21 protein-coding genes and 6 pseudogenes are annotated in these 21,731 nt (G+C 69.8%); 14 read left to right on the top strand and 13 right to left on the bottom strand.

Annotated features, from left to right (window positions below):
• Positions 1-24 precede the first annotated feature (24 nt).
• Together ACFY3I_RS40700 and ACFY3I_RS40695 are read left to right on the top strand one after the other, a co-directional pair.
• Positions 25-258 (top strand): annotated as a pseudogene (locus ACFY3I_RS40700) (integrase core domain-containing protein); the annotation flags it as partial.
• Positions 240-431 (top strand): annotated as a pseudogene (locus tag ACFY3I_RS40695) (transposase family protein); the annotation flags it as partial. The pseudogenes ACFY3I_RS40700 and ACFY3I_RS40695, both read left to right, overlap by 19 nt.
• A gap of 1 nt (position 432) precedes the next feature.
• Here ACFY3I_RS40695 and ACFY3I_RS40690 read toward each other — a convergent pair.
• The 4 genes from ACFY3I_RS40690 to ACFY3I_RS40675 all read right to left on the bottom strand — a co-directional run bounded on the left by ACFY3I_RS40690 (position 433) and on the right by ACFY3I_RS40675 (position 4,572).
• Positions 433-2,022 carry a phytoene desaturase family protein gene (locus ACFY3I_RS40690; RefSeq protein WP_390865988.1) on the bottom strand — a complete coding sequence of 530 codons (1,590 nt, stop codon included), beginning with the start codon at positions 2,020-2,022 and terminating at the stop codon, positions 433-435.
• Positions 2,015-2,485, bottom strand: a complete 471-nt coding sequence (locus tag ACFY3I_RS40685) for an SRPBCC family protein (RefSeq protein WP_390865987.1) — start codon at positions 2,483-2,485, stop codon at positions 2,015-2,017. Before ACFY3I_RS40685 ends, ACFY3I_RS40690 begins: the two co-directional genes overlap by 8 nt.
• 859 nt (positions 2,486-3,344) lie before the next feature.
• Positions 3,345-3,518 carry a hypothetical protein gene (locus tag ACFY3I_RS40680; protein WP_390865986.1) on the bottom strand — a complete coding sequence of 58 codons (174 nt, stop codon included), beginning with the start codon at positions 3,516-3,518 and terminating at the stop codon, positions 3,345-3,347.
• A gap of 184 nt (positions 3,519-3,702) precedes the next feature.
• The gene (locus tag ACFY3I_RS40675) at positions 3,703-4,572 is read right to left on the bottom strand and encodes a UbiA family prenyltransferase (RefSeq protein ID WP_390865985.1); all 870 of its coding nucleotides are present in this window, start codon (positions 4,570-4,572) and stop codon (positions 3,703-3,705) included.
• 148 nt (positions 4,573-4,720) lie between these two features.
• Here ACFY3I_RS40675 and ACFY3I_RS40670 point away from each other — a divergent pair, with 148 nt between their 5' ends.
• The 3 genes from ACFY3I_RS40670 to ACFY3I_RS40660 are packed head-to-tail and all read left to right on the top strand — an operon-like array spanning position 4,721 to position 7,367.
• Positions 4,721-5,788: a type III polyketide synthase gene (locus ACFY3I_RS40670; protein ID WP_390865984.1), complete on the top strand. Its 1,068-nt coding sequence runs from the start codon at positions 4,721-4,723 to the stop codon at positions 5,786-5,788.
• Between the two features lie 26 nt (positions 5,789-5,814).
• Entirely contained in the window at positions 5,815-6,357 is a 543-nt protein-coding gene (locus tag ACFY3I_RS40665; protein ID WP_390865983.1) for an isoprenylcysteine carboxyl methyltransferase family protein, read from the top strand.
• On the top strand, positions 6,354-7,367 hold the full coding sequence (locus ACFY3I_RS40660; RefSeq protein ID WP_390865982.1) for an NAD(P)/FAD-dependent oxidoreductase: 1,014 nt from the start codon (positions 6,354-6,356) through the stop codon (positions 7,365-7,367). The genes ACFY3I_RS40665 and ACFY3I_RS40660 overlap by 4 nt, the downstream gene beginning before the upstream one ends.
• Positions 7,368-7,720: 353 nt before the next feature.
• On the opposite strand, the gene ACFY3I_RS40655 is transcribed toward ACFY3I_RS40660, so the two are convergent.
• The 3 genes from ACFY3I_RS40655 to ACFY3I_RS40645 are packed head-to-tail and all read right to left on the bottom strand — an operon-like array spanning position 7,721 to position 10,163.
• Positions 7,721-8,080 carry an STAS domain-containing protein gene (locus ACFY3I_RS40655; protein ID WP_390865981.1) on the bottom strand — a complete coding sequence of 120 codons (360 nt, stop codon included), beginning with the start codon at positions 8,078-8,080 and terminating at the stop codon, positions 7,721-7,723.
• Entirely contained in the window at positions 8,077-9,357 is a 1,281-nt protein-coding gene (locus tag ACFY3I_RS40650) for a PP2C family protein-serine/threonine phosphatase (RefSeq protein WP_390865980.1), read from the bottom strand. The genes ACFY3I_RS40655 and ACFY3I_RS40650 overlap by 4 nt, the downstream gene beginning before the upstream one ends.
• Positions 9,354-10,163 (bottom strand): alpha/beta fold hydrolase, encoded by an 810-nt coding sequence (locus tag ACFY3I_RS40645; RefSeq protein ID WP_390865979.1) that lies wholly within the window; start codon positions 10,161-10,163, stop codon positions 9,354-9,356. Before ACFY3I_RS40645 ends, ACFY3I_RS40650 begins: the two co-directional genes overlap by 4 nt.
• A 372-nt stretch (positions 10,164-10,535) precedes the next feature.
• Here ACFY3I_RS40645 and ACFY3I_RS40640 point away from each other — a divergent pair, with 372 nt between their 5' ends.
• Both ACFY3I_RS40640 and ACFY3I_RS40635 read left to right on the top strand, forming a co-directional pair.
• Positions 10,536-11,036 (top strand): hypothetical protein, encoded by a 501-nt coding sequence (locus tag ACFY3I_RS40640; protein WP_390865978.1) that lies wholly within the window; start codon positions 10,536-10,538, stop codon positions 11,034-11,036.
• Positions 11,037-11,167: 131 nt separating this feature from the next.
• A pseudogene (locus ACFY3I_RS40635) lies at positions 11,168-11,560 on the top strand (transposase); the annotation flags it as partial.
• 2 nt (positions 11,561-11,562) lie between these two features.
• On the opposite strand, the gene ACFY3I_RS40630 reads toward ACFY3I_RS40635, so the two are convergent.
• Together ACFY3I_RS40630 and ACFY3I_RS40625 are read right to left on the bottom strand one after the other, a co-directional pair.
• Positions 11,563-11,742, bottom strand: coding sequence for a hypothetical protein (locus ACFY3I_RS40630; RefSeq protein ID WP_390866025.1), 180 nt, complete (start codon positions 11,740-11,742; stop codon positions 11,563-11,565).
• 715 nt (positions 11,743-12,457) lie between these two features.
• Positions 12,458-13,132, bottom strand: a pseudogene (locus ACFY3I_RS40625) (TIGR03619 family F420-dependent LLM class oxidoreductase); the annotation flags it as partial.
• A gap of 91 nt (positions 13,133-13,223) precedes the next feature.
• Here ACFY3I_RS40625 and ACFY3I_RS40620 point away from each other — a divergent pair.
• Entirely contained in the window at positions 13,224-13,661 is a 438-nt protein-coding gene (locus ACFY3I_RS40620) for a DUF4259 domain-containing protein (RefSeq protein ID WP_390865977.1), read from the top strand.
• A 172-nt stretch (positions 13,662-13,833) separates the two neighbouring features.
• A complete protein-coding gene (locus ACFY3I_RS40615; RefSeq protein ID WP_390865976.1) occupies positions 13,834-15,432 on the top strand; it encodes an ISL3 family transposase in 1,599 nt (532 codons plus the stop codon).
• A 19-nt stretch (positions 15,433-15,451) separates the two neighbouring features.
• Here the strand turns inward: ACFY3I_RS40615 and ACFY3I_RS40610 are convergent, their stop codons facing one another.
• The gene (locus ACFY3I_RS40610; protein ID WP_390865975.1) at positions 15,452-15,994 is read right to left on the bottom strand and encodes a DUF6368 family protein; all 543 of its coding nucleotides are present in this window, start codon (positions 15,992-15,994) and stop codon (positions 15,452-15,454) included.
• A 357-nt stretch (positions 15,995-16,351) separates the two neighbouring features.
• Positions 16,352-16,554, bottom strand: a pseudogene (locus ACFY3I_RS40605) (hypothetical protein).
• A 207-nt stretch (positions 16,555-16,761) separates the two neighbouring features.
• Between ACFY3I_RS40605 and ACFY3I_RS40600 the strand changes: the two are divergent.
• Together ACFY3I_RS40600 and ACFY3I_RS40595 are read left to right on the top strand one after the other, a co-directional pair.
• Positions 16,762-16,995 (top strand): hypothetical protein, encoded by a 234-nt coding sequence (locus ACFY3I_RS40600; RefSeq protein WP_390865974.1) that lies wholly within the window; start codon positions 16,762-16,764, stop codon positions 16,993-16,995.
• Positions 16,996-17,189: 194 nt separating this feature from the next.
• Positions 17,190-17,486: a hypothetical protein gene (locus ACFY3I_RS40595; protein WP_390865973.1), complete on the top strand. Its 297-nt coding sequence runs from the start codon at positions 17,190-17,192 to the stop codon at positions 17,484-17,486.
• Between the two features lie 80 nt (positions 17,487-17,566).
• Here the strand turns inward: ACFY3I_RS40595 and ACFY3I_RS40590 are convergent, their stop codons facing one another.
• Positions 17,567-17,968, bottom strand: coding sequence for a hypothetical protein (locus tag ACFY3I_RS40590; protein WP_390865972.1), 402 nt, complete (start codon positions 17,966-17,968; stop codon positions 17,567-17,569).
• A gap of 98 nt (positions 17,969-18,066) precedes the next feature.
• Positions 18,067-18,798 (bottom strand): DUF2690 domain-containing protein, encoded by a 732-nt coding sequence (locus ACFY3I_RS40585; RefSeq protein ID WP_390866020.1) that lies wholly within the window; start codon positions 18,796-18,798, stop codon positions 18,067-18,069.
• Positions 18,799-19,415: 617 nt separating this feature from the next.
• On the opposite strand from ACFY3I_RS40585, the gene ACFY3I_RS40580 reads away from it, so the two are divergent.
• The 3 genes and pseudogenes from ACFY3I_RS40580 to ACFY3I_RS40570 all read left to right on the top strand — a co-directional run bounded on the left by ACFY3I_RS40580 (position 19,416) and on the right by ACFY3I_RS40570 (position 21,382).
• Positions 19,416-19,853 (top strand): hypothetical protein, encoded by a 438-nt coding sequence (locus ACFY3I_RS40580; RefSeq protein ID WP_390865971.1) that lies wholly within the window; start codon positions 19,416-19,418, stop codon positions 19,851-19,853.
• A 341-nt stretch (positions 19,854-20,194) separates the two neighbouring features.
• A pseudogene (locus ACFY3I_RS40575) lies at positions 20,195-20,572 on the top strand (CHAD domain-containing protein); the annotation flags it as partial.
• A gap of 12 nt (positions 20,573-20,584) precedes the next feature.
• On the top strand, positions 20,585-21,382 hold the full coding sequence (locus tag ACFY3I_RS40570) for an SDR family oxidoreductase (protein ID WP_390865970.1): 798 nt from the start codon (positions 20,585-20,587) through the stop codon (positions 21,380-21,382).
• Positions 21,383-21,731 lie beyond the last annotated feature (349 nt).

The following is a 21,731-nucleotide window of genomic DNA, read 5'->3' as shown; positions in this document are numbered from 1 at the left end:
CTCTCGAAGCCGGCCGGCAAACTCACCCGCGCCTACCGGCCACAGACCAACGGCAAGGTCGAACGCTTCAACCGCACCCTGCTCGACGAATGGGCCTACCTACGGCCCTACACCAGCAACACCGAACGCAACGCTACACTGAACAGCTTCCTGCACAGCTACAACCATCACCGAAGCCACACCGCACTCGGAGGACAGCCACCCATCACCCGCGTGAACAACCCTGCGGGTCAATACACTGGTGGCGCACGTACTTGACCTTGTGTCAGCCGGCTCCGCTGTTCGGTGTCTCCGTGTCGGCGGCCTGCCGGATCATCCAGGATCTCGGCCCGAGGCTCGCGCTTCGGTCCCACGAACGGTTCCGTTGGGACACCGTGCTCGTCGTGGATGGCACCCTGGTGCCCACCCGGGAGTCCTGTACTGCCGAGCGGTTCAGAGTCGTTGTGCCCGGTGGAGGAGGATGGTCGGTGCGCAGTGTGCCAGCGCGGCCCGGGCGGCGTTGGCTCCGGGAGCTCCATGGACTCCGCCGCCGGGGTGAGCGGCCGCGGAGGCGAGGTAGAGGCCCTTCACCGGGGTCTCGGGGCGGCCGGTTCCGGGGACGGGGCGGAAGAGGGCCTGTTGGTACAGGGCCGTGGTGCCGTTGTTGATGGCTCCGTTGTGAAGGTTCTCGTCCATGGCCTGGAGGGTGGCGGGGGCCAGGATCCGGCGCGCGAGGATCCGGGTACGGAAGCCGGGCGCGAACCGTTCCACCTGGGCCTCGACACGGTCCGCCATGGCCTCCTGTTCACGGGCGTCCCAGCGGCCGGTGATGCGGTCTGAGCCGGCGTCGGAGGCGACGATCTGCGGAACGTGGGTGTAGGCCCAGGCCGATTCCGTGCCGGCCGGGGAGCGGCTGGGATCCGCCGTGGTCATCTGTCCGAGCAGGGCGAACGGCTCGTCGGGGACCTGGCCCATGGCGATCTGCGAGGCGAACCGGGTCAGGCCGTCCACGCCGTCGGCCACATGGACCGTTCCGGCGCCGGAAGCCTGCGGAGCCGTCCATGGCACCGAGTCGGAAAGGGCCCAGTCGACCTTGAAGGTCGCGAAATCCCACTGAAAGCGTTCCAGGTCCCGCAGGAGGCGGGACGGAAGGTGTTCTTCGCCCACCAGTTCCCGGTACAGGGCCGGCGCCGACGTGTCCGCGAGCACCGCGCGGCTAGCGCCGACGGTGTCCCCGGCCGCCGTTATGACGCCCACCGCCCTGCCCCGCCGTACGACCACGGACGCGGCGCGTTCGCCACACCGCAGAACGCCGCCGCGTCGCTGGAAACGGCGCACGAGCGCCGCGGTCAGGGCGTCGGCCCCGCCGACGGGTACCGGGAAACCGTGGCTCTGTCCGAGCATCGACATCAGCCAGCCGAACCCGCCGCTGCCCACCGCCTCGGGCGCCAGGTCGGCGTGCAAGGCGTTGCCAGCCAGCAGGAGCCGTCCGCCCTCACCCCGGAACTCCTCCTCGCCCAGACGGCGCACTGGCAGGGCAAGGTTCCTGGCCAGCCGCAGTCCGCCCGCGGCCCGGAACGCCGCCGCCAGACGAAGCGCGGGGCGGACCGGTGGGAAAGGCGTGAACATGGCCTGCACCAGGTGCGGCCCGACACGGCTCCACGCCTCGTACATGTGCAGCCACGCATCGCCGTCACCCGGCGCGAATGTCTGCAGCCCCGCCGTGGTCTCCTCCACCCGGCGCTCCAGCACGGCGCATCTCCCGTCCCTGAGCGGGTGGGCCAGCACGCGCGGGGCGTGGCTCCAGCGCAGTCCCTCGGCCGCGAGATCCAGGCGGGCGAGGACCGGGGACACGGCGGCCAGCGGGTAGAAGGCGCTGAAAAGGTCGGAGACGTAGTCGGGGTGGACACCGCGATCGCTGCGCACGGCGCCTCCGGGTTCCTGCTGTGCCTCCAGGGCTTCCACGCTCCACCCGGCGTCCACGAGTACATTCGCCGCCACCAGCCCGTTGGGGCCGGCACCGATCACCACGGCGTCAGGCATGGCCGGCCCCGGCGTCGACCTGCTCGGCAGAACCCTGTTCCACGAGCCTGGCCAGGCGGGCCAGCATGCCACGATGCCGCAGCAGGATCAGCGCTTCACTGGCTGTGTTGTGGAGGGTGCCGCCCAGGCCGCGCAGGGGGTGCTCGTCGCAGATGACGAGGGTTTCCTCCTTGCCCCACGGCCTGAGCTGGAGAAAGATCCTCGCGGTGCCCAGCTGCTTGAACGAGGCTTCCAGTTCCAGTTCGCTTTCCGGTTCCTGGTGGCGGACGGTCGTCACCCCGTCCGCCGACCACGGACCCAGCCGCACGGTGTAGCGGAGCCTGGAGCCGACGGTCGGCCATGTCCGGTCGAGTGGCACGGACTCGGTGGTCCCCACCACCCAGTCTCCATAACACGTCGGGGCGGCCAGCACCGCCCACACCACGTGCGGCGGCCGCCGGATCAACTGATGGTGGACGGCCATGGACAGGCCCCTTCCACGGGAACGGTCGATGTGCCGCACAGCCGCCTCACGCGGCCCCGAGAGCGCCTGCCGGTGTTCGTACCCGGCGCTCGCACAGCGCTGGAACACGCGGAGACGTCGGACGTCCTCTTCCGCCATGCGGTGTCACCGCCATAGTGCGCGCACTCGAATGCCCTCGCATCTCTCCCAGGCCGGACGAGTCTGCGTGGAAGGTGTGACTCGGCCTGCGTCGGCGCATTCCACACGTGCCTGGCCGCCCGGCGCCGAAGCAGCGGCCGGCCGCCCCGGTCGGCACGCCTCTCGCTGTTCTACGACGGCGTCGAGAACGGCATCGGCCGGTGGTATCGAAGGGCCAGACGGCGGAGAAGATCCGGAAGACCACGACGCAGACGGGCCCGGACGCCGCACGGCAGCAGGCGTTGCCACGAGCCGGTCTCTCGTCCCCCGCCTATACCGGCAGGTACCGGTTCGCCCGGCTGGTGACACGACCGCTCCGTGTGCCCGCGGCCCCCGTGTCACTCATGGAGCGGGCAGGTGGAAACGTGCCCCGCGCCGGCGCGGGTCGATTAAGGTCCTCGTCGTTGTTCGCGCGGTCCCGGTAGCCGAGCAGGGCACGCCAGAACTCCACCATGTCGGAACCTGTGAGGGCATCGATCGTGACCGGGACGGTCCGCACAGCGGACGGGTCAGCCCGACGCCAGGAGTGCGGGTCAGCGCCGGGATCTGCCGGGCCAACTCGTCATGTCGTCCGGTCAGCCCGAAGCGGGCCCGCGTCTGCTCACCCCGGCGGAAGCGAGTGCGCGGCCGGGGAATGCGGCGGCGGCCGGCGGTACGCCGAGAACCGGCGCACCGCCGGCCATCAGGAGTCCCGGTCCGGGCTCACCGGCACCAGACCTCGGTCAGCGGTCTCTGCCCACTCCGCCTCCCTGGTCTCACCGTCGAGGACCAAGGCGGTGTAGACGACGGCGAGAAGCTGGTAGCGGCAGAGCACGCCCCAGGCGACTGCGCGTTCGGTCCGCTCCAGAAGGGGCATCCGGTGCTGCCACGACGAGGCATCGCATTCCGCCTGCTTTTCAGCGCGTTCGGCTTTCGCCAAGCGGCCTTTCCCTGCTCGACGTTCTCCCTGGTGGTCCGTCGGCAGCTCGAGTCCTGGTACAGGAGCGGCCATCACCCACCACCTTGATCCACTTCCTGTACACGCCCTGGATCCGGGGCGATCAGGCGATCCCGGTGCCGCGCAACAGAAGCAAGGCCACGTCCACCACCGCCACGGCAACGGCTGCCGCGAAGGCGGCCCTCTGGCGGCGGCGTCCCAGCACCGTCCCGGCCACCGCGACCAGGCCGGCCACCGCGAGCGCCGCCGCTCCCCGTCTGCCGGGACCTCCGGCGGGCCCCAGCACCAGAACAGCGGACGCGGTCACCAGCGGAACCGGCAGCAGCAGCCGCGCGCCGTCCGCGCCCAACCGCTGCGGCCATCCGCGAACGCCCGTCGCCAGATCCGCGCGGATGTCCGGCAGTACGTCGCCCAGATGGGCTCCGACCCCCAGTAGCGCACCGGCAGTGACAACCCACCAGGCCGGCCACGGCTGCCCCGGGAGCCCGAGCGCCACGAACGCCGGGAGCGCGGCGAAACCCAGCGCGTACGGCGCCCAGGACCATACGGTCGCCTTGAGCCGCAGGTCGTACCCCCACGCCGCCGCCACCCCGGCCAGGTGGACGGCGCCCGCCCACAGGCCGCAGGCGAACGAGAGCGGCACGCACAGCGCCAGCGCGGCATACGCGGCCACCCACACCTCCGCCACACCGACCGTGCCGTCGACGACGGGTTTGCCACGGCGGCCGGAGGCGATGTCCCGGCGCGCGTCGAACGCGTCGTTGGCCCAGCCGACGGACAACTGCCCACTGAGAACCGCGGATGCGGTCAGGACACAACGCGCGGCGCCCTGACCGGCGGTCACGGCCAGCGCGGCCATCAAGGCCGTGACCGCCACGGCAGGCCCGGGGTGGCACGCCCCTGCCAGGCCACCCACCCGGCCGGTCCGACCCGGGGCCGCACCGCCGGCCGTCGACTGCTCACGGGTACCCACTCCGCCGATCGTAGGCGCCCCGGACGCCACCCGGCTGGAACACGCACCCCCGGGACGACGGCCGGACGGGCTATCCGTGGTGTCGAAGCCCGGGTCCGGGGAACACGTGCAGAACAACTCATCCCAGTCGACACCGGACGGGAACCACATGACGCGGATCGCCGCCGTTCACGGTGCCCTCGCACCGCACCGTCGCACCCAGTCCGAGATCACCGACATGGTGGCCCGCGTCTGTCTTCCCAAGGACACCGACCGCCGGGTCCTGGACCGGCTGCACCGCAGCACGAAGGTCCGATCGCGCCATATGACGCTGCCGCTGGAACACTACGGGGAACTGGACGGATTCGCCGCCGCCAACAACGTCTTCACCGCCGCCGCGACCGACCTCGGCGCCCAGGCCGTGCGGGACGCGCTGCACATAGCCGGTCTGTCCGCCGCCGACGTGGACCTGCTGATCTTCACCACCGTCACCGGGATCGCGGTCCCCTCGATCGACGCACGCCTGGTCGACCGCCTCGGACTGCGGCCGGACGTCAAACGGCTGCCCCTGTTCGGCCTGGGCTGCGCCGGCGGCGCTTCCGGACTGGCCCGCGTGCACGACTACCTGCTGGGCCGGCCGGACCAGGTGGCGGTACTGCTGTCCGTCGAACTGTGCTCGCTCACCTTCCAACGCAACGACGCCTCCATGGCCAACCTGGTCGCCACCGGACTCTTCGGGGACGGCGCCGCGGCGGTCGTCGCGTGCGGAGCGAACCGGCCGGTCCGACCGGACGGGACCGCCGGCCCGACGATCGTGGACACCCGCAGCCACCTGTATCCGGACACCGGGCGCGTCATGGGCTGGGACATCAAGGACTCCGGCTTCCAGGTCGTCCTCGATCCGCGGGTCCCCGACGTCGTCCGCCGCCATCTCGCCGACGACGTCGAGGGCTTCCTCGGCGACCACGGCCTGAAGCCGAGGGACGTGACCGCCTGGGTGTGCCATCCCGGCGGCCCCAAGGTCCTGCGGGCCGTCACCGAGGCCCTCGACCTGCCCGAGAAGGCGCTCGACGTGACCTGGCGTCACCTGGCCGACGTGGGCAACCTGTCCTCGTCATCGGTGCTCCACGTCCTGCGCGACACCCTCGCCGAACACCGCCCGCCGCCGGGCACACCGGGTGTGCTGCTGGCGATGGGGCCCGGCTTCGCCTGCGAACTCGTCCTGCTGCGCTGGTAGTCGAACCCTCGAAGGACACAGGGCACATGATCTGGTACGGACTGCTGGTGGCCGCCGTCGCCGCCGAGCGCGTCGTCGAACTCGTCGTCGCCCGCCGCAACGAGCGATGGAGCGCCGCCCGCGGCGCGGTCGTGGCCGGCCAGGGCCACTACCCGGCCATGGTCGCCCTCCACTCCGCCCTGCTGATCGCCTGTCCGGCCGAGGTGTGGCTGGCCGGCCGCCCCTTCGTGCCCGTCCTGGCCTGGCCGATGCTGGCCGCGCTGGCGGCCGCCCAGGCGCTGCGGTGGTGGTGCATCGCCACCCTGGGACCCCGTTGGAACACCCGGGTGATCGTCGTACCCGGACTGCCGCTGGTGACGAGTGGCCCCTACCGGTGGCGGTGGCTGCGGCATCCGAACTACGTGGCCGTCGTCGTCGAGGGCGTGGCCCTGCCGCTCGTCCACACCGCCTGGCTCACCGCAGCCGTGTTCACGGCGCTCAACGCTGCCCTGCTCACTGTACGCATCCGGTGCGAGGACCGGGCGCTCGCCGCCGCCACCCCGACCACGACCTCGACCGCTTCGGCATGATCGACGTACTGGTGGCCGGCGGCGGCCCCGCCGGTCTGGCCGCCGCCATCCACGCCGCGCTCGTCGGCCTGGAGGCCGTCGTCGTCGAACCCCGGACCGCGCCCGTCGACAAGGCTTGCGGAGAGGGCGTCATGCCGGGCGGTGTCGCCGCGCTGCGGGCACTGGGCGTCGAGGTCACCGGCCGCGAACTGCGCGGCATCCGGTACGTGGACGGCACCTCCCGCGCCGAAGCGTCCTTCCGTGGCCGCGGTGGGCTGGGGATCCGCCGTACGACGCTGCACTCCGCACTGCACCAGCGGGCACTGAGTCTCGGCGTGCGGATGCTGCCGGGCAAGGTGGGCGAGGTGCACCAGAGCGCCGACACGGTCACCGCCGCCGGAATCACGGCCCGTTGGCTGGTCGCCGCCGACGGCCTGCACTCCCCGGTGCGCCGCGGCCTGGGGCTGGAACTGCCGGCCCGTCCGCACGGCCGCTACGGACTGCGCCGGCACTACCGCACCGAGCCGTGGTCGGACTTCGTGGAGGTCCACTGGGCCCGGCACGGCGAGGCCTACGTGACACCGGTCGGCGACGACCTGGTGGGCATCGCTGTCCTCAGCCGTAGCCGTCGCGGCTACGACGATCACCTGACCGGCTTCCCGGCTCTCACCGCGTCGCTGCGCGGCCCGGCCGCGTCGGCTGTACGCGGAGCCGGACCACTGCTGCAACGGGTACGGCGCAGAGTGGCCGGACGTGTCGTGCTCGTCGGCGACGCCGCGGGCTACGTGGACGCCCTCACCGGCGAGGGCATCGCCCTCGCAGTGGCGACGGCCGGGGCCGCCGTCCGCTGCCTGGCCGCCGGGCGACCGGCCCCGTACGAGGGCGCCTGGCTACAGCTGACCCGGCGCCACCGACTGCTGACCGGAGCCCTGCTGGCCGCGAGCCGCCGCCCCAGCACCGCCCGCCTCATCGTCCCCGCGGCGTCCCGGATGCCCGCGGTGTTCTCAGCCGCGGTGCACGCACTGCAGTAGCGGCCTGAACCTGTTCGCCCCGAAAGCGAACGAAGCCAACCGCACGCGCCCGGCGTTCGGCGGAGGTCGGTCGGTTGGAGAGGTGGCCGCCCCGTTCACTGAGCCGAATCTCGCCGCGCAGGGAATGCGCGAGTGATCCGGACGTCGGCGTGTGGAGCGCGGTATGCGGGATGAAGGCCGACGCGCCCTGTGCACCAGGTTTCCTGACTCGTTCGGCACCGAACCCGAGGCCGACGTCATCATCTTCGCCGGCCGTCTGCACCCGCCTTCGGCTCCTGATCCCCGCGGCGGCCTTCCCTTTGTGGCCCGGCCACGGCTCCGCCGTGCCGCGCTGTAACGCGTGCGCGGGGAGGTCAGCTGCTTGCGGGCCGCCAGGAGGCTTCGGCGGCCTGGGCGGTGGAGTGGGTGGGGAAGATCGCCTCCAGTCCGACGATGCGGAAGATACGGCCGACGTGGTCGGGGACGGCGGCCAGAGCGATGGCCGCATCGGCGGCCAGGGCGTGGTTGCGGGCTGCGATCAGTACGGTGATGCCGCTGGAGTCGCAGAAGGTGACGCCCGCGAGGTCGAGGACGAGTTGCTGGCCCGGCCGGAGATCGAGTCCGGGCAGCGCGGCGCGGACCTCGGGTGCGGTGTGGTGGTCCAGTTCTCCGCTGAGTTCGATCACCGCTCCGGTGGCGGTGGCGTGGGTGTGGAGGGTCAGTTGCTGGGTCACGGCTGCTCATCACTGGGGGGTCGGGGCACGTGGACGGCGAGGACGGCGGAGTCGTCCTCGATGCCGGTGCCGAAGGCGTCGAGCAGGTCACGGACCGCGCCGATCGTGTCCGACGCCGTGGTGGGGGCCAGGTTGCGGCCGAAGTCGAGCAGGGCGTCGTCGCCGTAGCGGTCCGCGCCGGCGGCGGTGTGTGCTTCGGTCAGGCCGTCGGTGTGCAGCAGCAGGGTGTCGCCGGGGGCAAGGTGGACGGTGGTGACGGCGATGTGGGCGTCCGGCAGGGCGCCGATGAGCTGCCCGCCAGGGGTGTGAAGGAAGTCGGCGCTGCCGTCCGTGCGCATCAAGAGGGCCGGGGGGTGTCCGCCGCTGGCCAGGGTGACGCGGAACCCGCCCCGGTCGTGGTCCGGGGTGAGCAGGCCGAACAGGACGGTGCAGAACCGGGGGTCGTCGCCGTTGTACTCGTGGTTGAGCACCGTGTTGAGGTTGGCCAGGACGGCGGCCGGGTCGGGGTCGTAGACGGCGGCGGCGCGCAGGGTGTACCGGGTCAGGGAGGTGACGGCCGCGGCGGCCGCGCCCTTGCCGCACACGTCGCCCATGAAAAGCCCCCAGGTTCCGGCGGCCAGGGGGAACAGGTCGTAGAAGTCGCCGCCTACCTCGTCGGCGGAGGCGATGTGGTAGTACGCGGACACGTCGAGGCCGGGCACGTTCGCCAGCGCGGGCGGCAGCAGGGTCTTCTGCAGGGTGGTGTTCAGGAGCTTGAGGCGGTCGCGTTCCCGGTCGGCCTCGTTGCGGGCGCGCAGAAGTTCGCTCTCGTAGGCGCGGCGCTCGCGAGCGTCGAAGAGTGTGGTGCGGATGAGCAGAGGCTGTCCGTCACTGCCTGTCCTCACCGTCGAGGTGATCATGACCGGCAGGCGGGAGCCGTCGGCGGTCTTCAGCTCCAGGGCGATGCCGCTGATCTCGCCATGCATATGGAGCAGTGGGGCGAAGTGGGTCTCGTGGTAGAGGCGGCCGCCGACGGTCAGCAGGTCCGAGAAGTACCTGCGGCCCACCAGGTGGTCGCGGTCGTAGCCGAGCCACCCCAGCAAGGTGGAGTTGACCTTCGCGATCCGTCCGTCCAGCAGGGTGGACAGGTAGCCGCACGGCGCGTGCTCGTAGAGGTCCTCGGTGGTTTCCTCCAGGAGCGAGTCCACCTGTGTCTGCTCGTCCCCGCCCGTATGCTCACCGCCTTGCTCATGGTCCGCTCGTGGGCCTTTCCCCCGGCCGCCGGTCGCACCGCTCATCCGAGGGCTCGCGCGAATGCGGCGATCGTGTCGGCGGTCTCCTCCGGCGCGGCGAGCTGGGGGCAGTGTCCCGTCGCGTTGAGCGTGACCAGTTCGCTGCCCGGTATCCGCGCGTGCACGAACGCGCCCACCTCCGGCGGGGCGATCGCATCGCGGGAACACTGTGCGATCAGTGTGGGCACCCGCACCGCCGCGAGGTCGGCGCGGTTGTCGGAAAGGAACGTCACCCGGGCGAAGGACCGGGCGATGGTGGGGTCGGTACGGCAGAAGCTGTTGGCCAGCTCCTCCCCCAGCTCGGGCCGCTCCGGATTGCCCATGATCACCGGTGCCATCGCGCCCGACCATCCCAGGTAGTTCGCGTCCAGGGACTCCAGCAACTCGTCGATGTCCTCGGCGCTGAATCCTCCCCTGTATCCCGTCTCCGGGTCGTCGATGAAACAGGGCGAGGGGGCGAGCAGGAGCAGCCCGGCGAACGCGTCGGGCTCACGTGCGGCGGCCAGCACACCCATCATCGCGCTCACCGAATGCCCCACGAACGTCACCGGGCCCAATGCCAGCTTGCGGCACAGCTCCAGCACGTCGTCGCTGTACCCGTCCAAAGACGCGTGGCGTTCCGGGCTCCACGCCGACAGCTGGGAATTCCCCGCGCCCACATGATCGAACAGGACCACGGTGAAGTCACGTTCCAGCGCGGGCACCACCCGACGCCACATGTGCTGATCGCACCCGAAGCCGTGCGCCAGCATCACCACCGGCGCACCGGCCCGCCCGGTCACCGTCACGTGGTTCCTGCTGCGCACATCCATGAGGTGCATACTCCCAGACCACGGCTCGGCCCTTCGCACGATCACGTCGGCTGCCTCCGCCCGGCTCGGATCTGCTGGAAGGAAGAACCGTGCCCCTTGGGCATGTTCGCCTCCCCGAAGCGGCCGACATGCGCTGCTGACCACCTGACCAACGTCTGCCCGTCCCCCGCGATGGCACGGTGCAGGTTCCGTGAAGAGCTGGGCATGTGGCCTGTCCGGGGCGGAGCAGGCAACGGAGGGCACGGCGGACCGGAGCCTGTTCTGAGCTTGTTCTCTAACCTCGGTCCGGCCATGGGAGGGTGGCTAGCAGGCCTGAGAGTGAGCGGTCGAATCGGGATGCATCGCTGTGCAAGGCAGTTGCATACTCACCGCATGGCCTTGTTCTCTGGGCGGTTCCGGGATCCGCGCAGCACCGAGTACGACTTCATCAGCTTGATCATTGTGCGGTGTCCTGGTTGCGAGAAGGCCGCTCGTGTCGTTCCAGCGCCCGAAGACTCTGATCCCGGGGGGCGGCTCTTGTTCAGGCCACGACGTCTGGTCTGTCGTGGCTGCGGGCTGTCTCGAGTGTGGAGCGGCCGTCGTGTCGCACTCTCTGCCGGCACAGCTCAACCCGCGACGGATCCGTACTTCGGTATGCCTTTGTGGCTCCAGGTTGAGACCCGGCATGGGTGGTTGTGGGCGTACAACCTCGAACATCTCGACTTGATCCGTTGCTTCGTCCAGGCATGGCTGCGGGAACGAGCGCCCTGGTACGACACCGGGCAGAAGATGACGTTGGTGGCCCGTCTTCCGGCATGGATCAAGCGGGCGAAGAACCGGGATGAGATCCTGCGTGCCGTCAGCCGCATCCAGGCTTCACTGGTTGCCGCCTGACCTGCTCACTGGCGTTCGAACATCACTCGAACTTGATCTCTGGTTGGGTCGTTCAACGGACATGCGGGCGGCCTCCGCACGATCATGTGCCCCGACCAAAGAGGCACTTGACCAGTGCGAAGGGCGTAAGCGTGAGTCTGCTGCCTGATGCTGTTCCGGCGGAGGCGTTCGCGAACTCCTCACGCTTTCGGGACGACTTATTCGACTGTCCGACAGCGCGCGGGGACGAACTGTTCGAGCTCACCGATGCATTGCTGTGCACGGACGGTCCGGTGATCTCGCCGGTGGACCTGACGCTGGTGGCCGAGCATCGGCGCGGGCACGGCGCGATGTACGAGGCGTTGAACCGCGGGAGCGTGGACGTGCCCTGGCTGCGGCAGGTGCTCGCCGGGCTTCCGATGCCGCGGGCCGCCGACGGGCGCTTGGTCCTCGCGGTCGACGTCAGCAACTGGCTCCGCCCGGACGCGCCGACCACCGCTTGGGCGAGGATCATCCCGACGCACTCTCCATCCGGAACAACCTCGCCTCATGGGGGAAAGGCGGGAGCCGCGGCTGACGGCCGCATGCGCAGGGCACGGCCGACCATCTGCGCCATGTCGACCATCGAGCCGCGGGCGTCGGCGAAAAGGGCCGCGTCGCGCTCGGCGGTGCCGACGTGCTCGCCGAGCACCCGGACCGAGGACAGGACCCGCAGTTGGGCGCGCACGTTGCGACCATGCTCGGTCGGGTTGGCGAGGAGGGCGGAGGCGAACCTGGTGGCGGTGGTCGGGCGAGTGCTCGCCGTAGAGCCATGCCGACCAGAACTGGTCGGCCGGCGGGAAGGTGTCCGGGGCGTCCTCGTCGAGGCGGACGGCGGTTGCCGGGACGGCGGCCGCCATGACCTCCGCCTCGCCGACGCGGCGTGGAAGGACAGCCCACGGCGGAAGCGCTCCTCGACCGCCGCGCGCATGAGGCCGGTCTGCACGGCCGCCAGGCGGCACCGCGGGCGGCGTCGGAGCCGGACACCTCGGTGGTGAGCGCGCGGCGTAGAGGTCGGGGTCGCGGATGTCCAGGCACAGCACTTGATACGGCGCCACCAGGCCGAGCCGGATCACTTCCGGGAGCTTCATTTCGTAGGCGACCGGGCCGAAGATCTCGGCATCCTCGTCCAGGACGCCACCAGCCGCGGTCGTTCCCGGCGCCGTCTGCCGCCCACACGCGAGCGGTCGCAGTCATGTACAGGGGACGTGCGGTGGGCACTTGGGCCTGGTTGTGGACGGCGGCCAACGGCTTGAGCCGGTCACCACCGACTCGGTCGGCTTCGTCCATCACCATCAGAATCCACACGGGCAGACCGGCGGCGCTCAGATGACGATGTTCAACTGACACTCCCCCGCAGACCCTCACGGAGCAGGACATCGGAGCGGACGTCGATCGCGTGACTACCTGTAGCCGCCGGCGAGTTCGGCGAACACGTCCAGGATGTGAAGTGTCTCGGCCTCGGGTTGGGTCGGCAGCGAGAGGGTCACGTGGCCGGCCCCCGCCTCGGCGTAGGCGTCGAGGCGTTCGGGCGCGGGCGCCACGGACGAGACGATCACCGGCATGGCTCCGGCGGCTTCGGCCAGCCGGTCCAACTGAGGCCGGACCCGGGCCGGGTCGCCCATCGAGTGCGGCATCCAGCCGTCACCATACGCAGCCGCCCTGGCGAGCGCCGCCCGGCCGTCACCGCCGACGTACACGGGCGGATGGGGGCGTTGCACCGGCTTGGGCCAGCAGAAGATCGGGGCGAAGTCGACGTGGTCGCCATGGAACTCCGCCTGGTCCTTGACCCAGATCTCCTTGACCGCGGCCAGCCGCTCGTTCAGGAGCTTTCCCCGGGTACGCGGATCCGTGCCGTGATTGCGCATCTCCTCATGGCTCCAGCCCGCGCCGACACCGAAGACCACCCGGCCGCCGGACACCAGGTCGAGACTGGCGACCTGCTTGGCGGTGTGGATCACGTCGCGCTGCGCCAGCAACGCCACACCGGTTCCCAGCAGCAGGTTCTCCGTCACCATCGCGGCCGCCGTCAGCGCGACGAACGGGTCGAGCGTGCGGAAGTACACCCGGGGCAGATCTCCGCCGTCGGGGAAGCGAGTACTGCTCGCCTCCTGACCTCACTGTCGGTGGCCAGTGCGACGATCTCCCGACGGCCAAGCAAGGAGAGAAATGGGCACCTGGGACATCGGCCCCTTCGACAACGACACCGCTGCCGACTTCGGAGGTGACCTGGACGAGGCAGCCCTGGAAGAGCGCGAAGCCCTGATCCGTGGCGCGCTCAAACGTGCCGCCTACCCTGCGGACTTTCTGGATGCCTCCGACGGCGAGCGAGCGGTGGCCGCGGCCGCTCTGGTCGTTGCTCAGCATCCCGATGGCGAACGGACGTGTTCGAACTACGGACCGTCAGAGCCACTGCCAGAACCGCCGGCCGAGCTTCGAGCGCTCGCCGTCGACGCTCTGGACCAAGTGGTCTCGGACCGGTCTGAACTCGCCGAACTGTGGGACGACGCTGTGAACGGCCCGAAGTGGCGCCACGACATCACCCGCCTTCGCGACGTCCTTGACCCTCCGGTCCCTCCACAAGAGGAAGCCCTCTTCACCATCTGAGCGATCACCCACAGTGACGGGTCACAGAAATTGGACCAGAGCCCGAGAAGGGGCTCTGGCTCAACTTCTGTGACGCGGCCACTCTGAGTGACAGCCGGACCTCTTCGAGCCGTACGCGAAGGCGCCCGAAAATGGCCCGTCGGCCCGGCGGTTGGGCTGACAGTTCGGGGCTGTGGAAGAGGTCGTGCTCCGGCTCAAGGAGTTGTTGTTCCCGTCGATCGCGGACGTCGCGGTGCTGTCGGTGGACGTGAACATCGAGATGGTGCGCATTGATGCGCAATGCATCGCGAACGGTGCGCTATGCCCGGTCTGCGGAGTCTGGTCGGACCGGGTTCATGGGTCCTACCTGCGGTTTCCCGCTGATGTGCCGAGCGGTGGCCGAAGCGTTGTACTCCAGCTGAGGGTCCGGCGATTCACCTGCGGGAACTCGGGCTGTGCTCGCGGTACCTTCGTTGAGCAGATACCCGGCCTGACACGTCGGCACGGTCAGCGGACCGAGCGGTTGCGTTCCACCCTGGCCGCCGTCGGCCTGGCCCTCGCAGGCCGGGCCGGGGCCCGCCTTGCCCGCGTTCTCGGGGTGTCCGCCAGCCGCAGCACGGTACTCCGGCTGGTGGACGATCTCCCGGAACCCGAGGTCCCCGCGCCCCGGGTGGTCGGCATCGACGAATACGCCACCCGCAAGGGCCGCCACTACGGCACCGTCCTCATCGACATCGAGACCCGGCGCCCCGTCGATCTGCTGCCGGACCGGGAGGCGTCCAGCCTGGCGGCCTGGCTCGCCGAACGGCCGGGCATCGAGGTCGTCTGCCGCGACCGTGCGCCGTTCTTCGCTGAGGGCGCCTCCGCCGGCGCCCCGCAGGCCGTCCAAGTCGCGGACCGGTGGCACCTCTGGCACAACCTGAGTGAGGCCGCCGAACGGGCCGTCGCCCAGCACCGCCGCTGCCTGCGAGCCCTTGTCCCGGCCGCCTCCGAACCCGAGCCTGAGCCCGCCCCGGAGGAAGAACCGTCCGGTTCACCCTGGCCAACCGGGCATCGGTTCGCCGACCGCACCCGGGCCCGGCACGCCGCCGTCCACGCACTCCTGGAGGCAGGACACAGCCTGCGTTCGGTCCAGCGGCAGCTCGGCATGGCCTGGCACACCGTCAAACGGTTCGCCGACGCCGCGAAGCCGGAGGACCTGTTCACCGGCCAGTGGCAGAACCGGACCTCTGTACTCGACGACTACAAGCCCTACCTGGACGACCGCCGGAACGAGGGCTTCACCAACGCGTGGAAACTGTGGGAGGAGATCGTGCCGCTCGGCTACAAAGGTAGCTACCAGCGTGTCCGCGCCTACCTGCACAAGAAGCGCACCTCACCGCGACCGGTGACCGCCCGGCCGCCGTCGCCCCGAACGGTCTCCAGATGGATCCTCAGCCGCCCGGAAACCCTCACCGAGCCCGAACAACTCCAGCTCAAGACCGTCCGCACCCAGTGTCCCGAACTCGACGCCCTCACCCGACACGTCCGGTCCTTCGCGACCATGCTCACTGATCGCCAGGGCGAGCGACTCCCGGCCTGGCTCGACGCCGTCCGACAGGACGACCTGCCCAGCCTCCACACCCTCGCCGCCGGCATCGACCGAGACATCGACGCCGTCATCGCCGGATTGACCCTGCCCTGGAGCTCAGGCGCGGTCGAAGGGCATGTCAACCGGATCAAAATGCTCAAGCGCCAGATGTTCGGCCGAGCCAGCTTCAAGCCGCTACGCAAGCGGGTACTCCTCGCGTGAGCCAGCTGGCGAGTTCCGGCTACTTCAGGAGCCGAAAACCGGGCTGTTGGGCCCACGCTCGGAGGAATTCCGCCGAGCCGTAGGCGGCGGGCCACGGATCGGTCATCGTTGCGATGATGCCGGGAAGGCCGGCCACGACTGAAACCTGATCTTCTCGCAGTTCGGCGTTGGCGACACCACCGATCACATCCATGACGGCGGCGGTCAGCAGAGCCGTGACGAGGTGGTCGACAGGACGGTTGCAGAACGCGATGACGTCGACTGCGTGGGTGAGTGTGAAGCCGATGAGGGGTTTTGGGCCGACTTCGTCGGCGTGCTCGGCCTCGAAGATGGCTTCGTCACCGATCCCAGGCCCCATGAGAGAGACCAGGACCGGCCGACGTCCGTCTGCGTCCCCGGCATCCGCAATCCCGAGGCTCTCCGCGTGAATGTCCAGGTCGTACTCGCCGACCCGCTTCTCCTCAAACCGTGCCGCGGCGCCAAGCAGGAACTCGCGGAGCCGCTGGATCGCCACGCGAGGGACGGCCTCCGCCAACTCGATCACCAACACCGGTCCGCTCATGGCCCGGAGCCTAACCAGCCGGGAATGCCATCCCCAACCGATTACTCAGAGTGGCCGCGTCACAGAAGTTGAGCCAGAGCCCGCTCCCGTGGACAAAGCCAGGCTGTCGGCTCCGCGCGAGCGGAGGTGTCCCGTCCGGGATCAGGGTGAAGGTGGCAGCGACGACCACCGTGCGCAGGGCGGTGATGAAGTACAGGACGCGGACGGCTTCCACATCGTCGGTGTACTGGCGCAGTTGGGGGCTGGTGGTGTCGCCGGGGATCGGTGCGCAGATGTCCCTCGCTGGTGATGTTCTCCACGTTGCTTGGCGACGGCATCGGAGAAAGCGATCCGGGCGGGGCCCGTGCCCCCGAGACATCAGGCGACGGACGGCCGCTGCGCGGTGAGGCGGGCGAGGTGGGATTCGCGCAGTCTTCCCAGGGGGTGCGGTCCTCGGGTGAGGGCAGGCCGTTTTCGGCGATGTCCTCCAGGACGGCAGCAAGCTGGTCGGCCTGCTCGCGGGTCCGCGCCGCGTAAGCGCGGACGGCTTCGGCAGCCGCGGGCTCCGACCGCTGCCGCACGGCTCCGTCGGCAGGGGCCGGCCGTCCACCGGAGCCTCCAAGTGCGCGACGGGGCGTGCGCCGACCCGGTCCCCGGACGGGCGGCCCGCCCGGGGACCGGGTCGGCGAGATTGGCGGCTCTGCGGGGGTGCCCCTACGTGTTTGGTCAAGGTCGGAGACCAGTACGTTCATGGGGTCGAGGGTGGTGGCCGGATCGTAGGGGCGTGCATGGGTGATAGCCAGGTGACGATCAATCTGACGAGTGATGAGGCGCTGGTGCTGTCGCACTGGCTGGAAAAGCTCCAGATGACGGATCTCAGCCGCGTCGTCGACGATCCGGCGGTGTGGGCACCAATCCATCGGATCGCCGGAACGCTGGACAAAGCGCTTCCTGAGCTGTTCGCACCTGACTATGACCAGCGGCTTGAGGCCGCTCGGCAGCGGCTTCGGCCGGAGGACTGATCGAGCGGTCTGAACTCCTCACCTCACCGCGGCGAGTGCTCGGCTCTTCTGTCACCGTTGTGGCCTCCGTGGGTGGTCCGTTCAGGGGACTGCTGACGGACCATGCCCGCTGAGAGCGGTGACGGGCTGGGACGATCCTCCCGCAGGTGATCGTCCACGGAGGCCCGGTGCCGGGTCTACGAAGGGAGTTCCGCATGGCAGACGAGTGGGAGAAGTACCGGCCGTGCACCACCGCCGACAAGAAGGCGTTCCTCGCGGTGCCGGGCATCGTCGACTACGTGACCAGGGGCCTGAAGTTCACCGGCCCCGTCGACATCCTCCCGGAGGCGGTCCGCGCCTCGAAGACCGACCCGGGCAAGCTGCAGTACCTGGTCATGGGCGGACAGCCCAGCATCGACGCGGACGAGGACAACCGTGAGGGCTATGCCTTCATCACCAACGGGGCCCTCGCGGACCCGTTCAAGGCCATCGTCCTGCCGACGCTCACCTGAACCCGGACACCCAAGGCCGTCCGGGTCCGTTCCCGGCCTCTCCGCGACGGACCTGGACAGCGACTTCCTGCGGTAGCCGGTTATGCGGCGAAGCCGAAGTTGGTGACGTACTCGTACTGGCCCCGCCGGGAGCCGAGGTCGACCACCGCGTCGTCCACCCAGGCGGTGTCGAGGGCGTCGTCATCGTCGGCGACCCATGCGGCGACGATCCGGTCCCACCGCCGTACGTTCAGCGTCCGGTACTCCACCACCCGCTGGTGGGGGCGGGTGACCTGGGGCTGGTTGAGGCGGTGGAACTCCACGCGGCTGCCGGCGAGCCAGGCGCGGACCGTGCGGGGCGTGACGGCCAGGCCGGCCTCGCGGGCCGCGGCGCGGGCGCGGCCGGTGCGGGTGAGGTAGTGCAGGCGGGCGAGCAGGCCGCGGCGTGCCCGGCCGCAGGCGGGTATTGCAGGACCCGGGGAGCGCCACACCGTTACGGCCATGCACCCGCGAAGCCTCGCCGAAGACTGCCCTCGTAAACGACCTCGATCCCCCATAACCATGAGGAGCCGTTCGCGGTCGGACGGGAAGTGCTCGCGGTTCAACGGGCCGCGGGACTGCCGGGCCCGGCAGACAGGCCGGCGCGACGGTCGGCCGAGAGGAGGGGCAGGCAGGGGGTCTGCCCTTCGGCATGCATGTTCTCGTTGGACACCTCGAAGCGCGCACCGGCAATGACACAGCCGAGCCCGGTCAGCAGGAGCCCGGAGTACGACTGATCGACGTGGCCCATCTTCCAGGTCTCCTGCGTATCGTCGGCTGGGCGTTGCGCCCACACGGTGGTGGCACCGGCGGTGCTGTCTTTGAGGTCTGTGTCGATCACAGGGTCAGGGTCGAAGCGGGCCCAGGCCCCCGCACACTGCTCTGAATAGCGTAAGGTCACCGTGCCGACCCGAGCCCTGTCAGGGAGTACGTGGCCACGGAGATCGAGACGGCCCTGAAGCCGCACGGGAACAACGGCAAGACTCCTTACGTCCTTCCCGCAGCCTGCCAGCTGCGGATCGGTGCCGTCGGTCGGCGGCAGGACCGCACGCGCAGCCGTATCGCTGTGGTGGAGGAATCCGGGTGTCCGCGAGAGGCCGACGCCGACCAGGACCGCTGCGGTCGCCCATGCGAGCCCGGATCTCCACCTGATCCGTCCCCGCCGCGGACTTTCATTACTGGGCTCAGCGTCCACGCCGCTACGCGCCCAGTCGGAACCGTACAGCCTAGCCGGAAGCCTGCTGCTCAGGACGTCCACCAGCCCGGGACGACGCTCAACCAGCGCCTTGCCCATTACGTGCGCGTCCCGCTCAACCTCCGCCGTCGCCTGCGCCCACCTCTCCCGCCAGTAGTCCCAATCCCCGCCGCATGCCCGCACAAACTCCCTGGTCACCGTTTCCGAAGGTAACTTCCGGCCGGCCGCGGCCGCGGCCAGCGCGCTCTTGGCCACCGAACAACGGCGCGCCATCTTCCAGAAAGGCAGGTCCCCAGCGAGAGCCCGCAAAGCGCGTAACTCACATGCGAAACGCTCTACTGGACCGTTTTCAGGTGATAACGGGCGCATCGTACGACCCATATCCGCCCCTCTCCGCAACAACTTCCTTCGTTTGAGGATTTCTTGCCGTCGCCGCAGCCGGCGAGCAGGAACCCGCGCCTGCGGTGAGCACTAGCCGCCACGCCACAGCGGAGCCCTGGACAACTACCCCTCCTCGATTGTCCATAAGGCTTCTCGCTGGACAATCCCGGCCGTACACCTGGGGACGCGCCGGCAAGAAGGCGAGGGCACAAGCCCTGACCTGTCGCGGCGCGCTCGAAACGCAACTTGAATTCCGCCACGAAGAACCTAGGAGCGAAATGAAACGACTCGTCCCTGGCATCGCGGGGGCATTGGGGGCCCTCTCTATCGCACTGGTGCCGGCCAGCGCTGAGGCCGCACCGTCCCACATCGCGGCGACCACGGCCTCCAGGACAGTGGCCCGTCCTGCCGACACCTCCCAGGGCCAGCGATGCTGGTCGATATCCAACGGCGCCCCGGGAACGGCCGGCAATCACCTGTGCGTCGAGGTGTTCGCCAACTGGCTGGGAGTCTGGACTCAGGTCCGCACCACGTACTACAAGGCCACCAGCGGTCCGGTGACGGTGCAGTTGGGCTGGGGCTACGCGGAGAAGAACGGCAGCGGCGGGAACGCCACGGGCTACTACTCGATCACGGGCCCGACGACCACGTCCTACACCTGGAACCTCTCCTCCCCCTCTGGCTGCATCATCGGCACGATGAACGTCAGCGGCCAGGGCCACTTCGACACCCTCTACGGAAGCCCGGGAGACGGCGAGTTCTGCACCGGCTGATCTGACGCGGCCCGTCGCCGGGTGAGCCTCCACGTCGAGACTCCCGTCTCGCCGCAGGACCAGCCGCCCGACGACGCGGCCGTATCGGCGCCTGTCGGTCCGCAGCGGACACACTCCACTCCCGGTACAGCTCGAACATTCGCGCCAGAGCGGCCGACATTCTGCCGGCCAGAGCGGCCGGAACGAGTCGCCTGGAGCAGGAACACCACCCATGACCACGCCCCCGTCGCCGATCTCGGAACCCGACCCGTCCGCGCTGGTCTGCCCCGGCGACCGGGTCGGCCCGTGCACCGGATGCCAGTGCAAGACAAAACCCGCGCCGGGAACAGAACGCGATTAAAGCCCTCTACGAGGCCCGCAAGGCGGCGAAGTAGACGCGGTAAGCCACGGAACCGGCCCGCGACGCACTCGGTAAACCCGCCAGGCGTCTGGGCAAGCGCGTCAAGGCCGTCCAGAAGGTGCTCAGGGACCACCAGGACAGCGTCGTGGCACGGGATGCCCTGCGCAAGCCGGCCGTGGCGGCACGCGCCGCCGGTGAACCCGGCTTCGTCTGGGGCCTGTTGTACGGCCGGGAACAAGCCGAGGCCGACCGGCACGAACGGGAGCTGTCGGCGGTGTGGGCCGGCGCGTCGAGGTGCGATCCGCGCAAGGCGCTCAGTTGGACGTGCGAACGGTCCGACGGCGGGACCGGGGGAAATCGGATTGCGGTATCCCCGTGACGAGACGAACGATTGCGCCTTGTGACGATCGTTGGAGAGAAGCCGCTGTTCGATACTGCCAGGCCGGTCGCATTGGTGACCGGTGTGGGCCGCTCCGTCGGAATCGGCGCGGGGATCGCCCGCAGACTGGCCGAAGCGGGCTGGAACGTCGCCTTCACGTACTGGACACCGTATGACGCTCGCATGGCCTGGGGTGCTGAGGCCGGTGCCGCGGACTCCATCGCCGGGACCTTGGCGGGACGGGGCGCCGACACCGTGGCGGTGGAAGCCGATCTCGCCGATCCAGGAGCCCCGGAGAGGGTCTTCGACGAAGCCGAGCGCCGCCTCGGCGGGATCACCGCCTTGGTGATGTGCCATTGCGAGTCGGTGGACTCCGGCCTGCTCGACACCACGCTCGAAAGCTTCGACCGCCACTTCGCGGTCAATGCGCGCGCGACCTGGCTGCTGATCCGTGAGTACGGCCGTCGCTTTCGCGGGACTCCGGGAACCGGACGGGTGATCGGCCTCACCAGTGACCACACCGTCGGGAACCTGCCCTACGGGGCCAGCAAGGGCGCACTCGACCGCATCACTCTGGCCGCCGCCCACGAACTCGCCGATCTCGGGATCACCGCCAACGTGATCAACCCGGGGCCGGTGGACACCGGCTGGATGTCGGACGCCATCCGCGACGACGTGCTGCGCAAGACTCCGCTGGGGCGCCTGGGCAGCCCGCAGGACACCGCCCATCTCGTGGAGTTCCTGTGCTCACCGCAGGGCCAGTGGATCAACGGTCAACTGCTGAAGAGCAACGGCGGGTTCGCCGGTTGACCGACCACCGCCGTGACGGTGCCCAGACAGGCGCATCCCGGGTAGCTGGTGTGGCGCCGGCTGTGTCATGAAGCGGATGGGGCGCGCGGCATGGGCGGTTCAGTGGCACGGCGGAGGCCACGGTCTGTAGCAGGTGCAGCGATCACGGTGGGCACGGTGGTGGCGACGCTCGTCACGGAGGAGGGACGTGGCCATCAGCTGCTAACCCATCAGGCCGAGAGGACAGCCAAGTGATCGCCGAACAACCCTGGGTTCACCACCTCCCGCCCGGACATCGACCTGTGCATCGACGTCGTCAGATCGGCCCGGGGAGGCGGCGCTTCACGCTCTGGACACACCAGGCAGCGAC

This window comes from Streptomyces sp. NPDC001068 (assembly GCF_042897315.1).
Lineage (GTDB): Bacteria > Actinomycetota > Actinomycetes > Streptomycetales > Streptomycetaceae > Streptomyces.
This window is presented reverse-complemented; position numbering and strand designations above follow the sequence as displayed.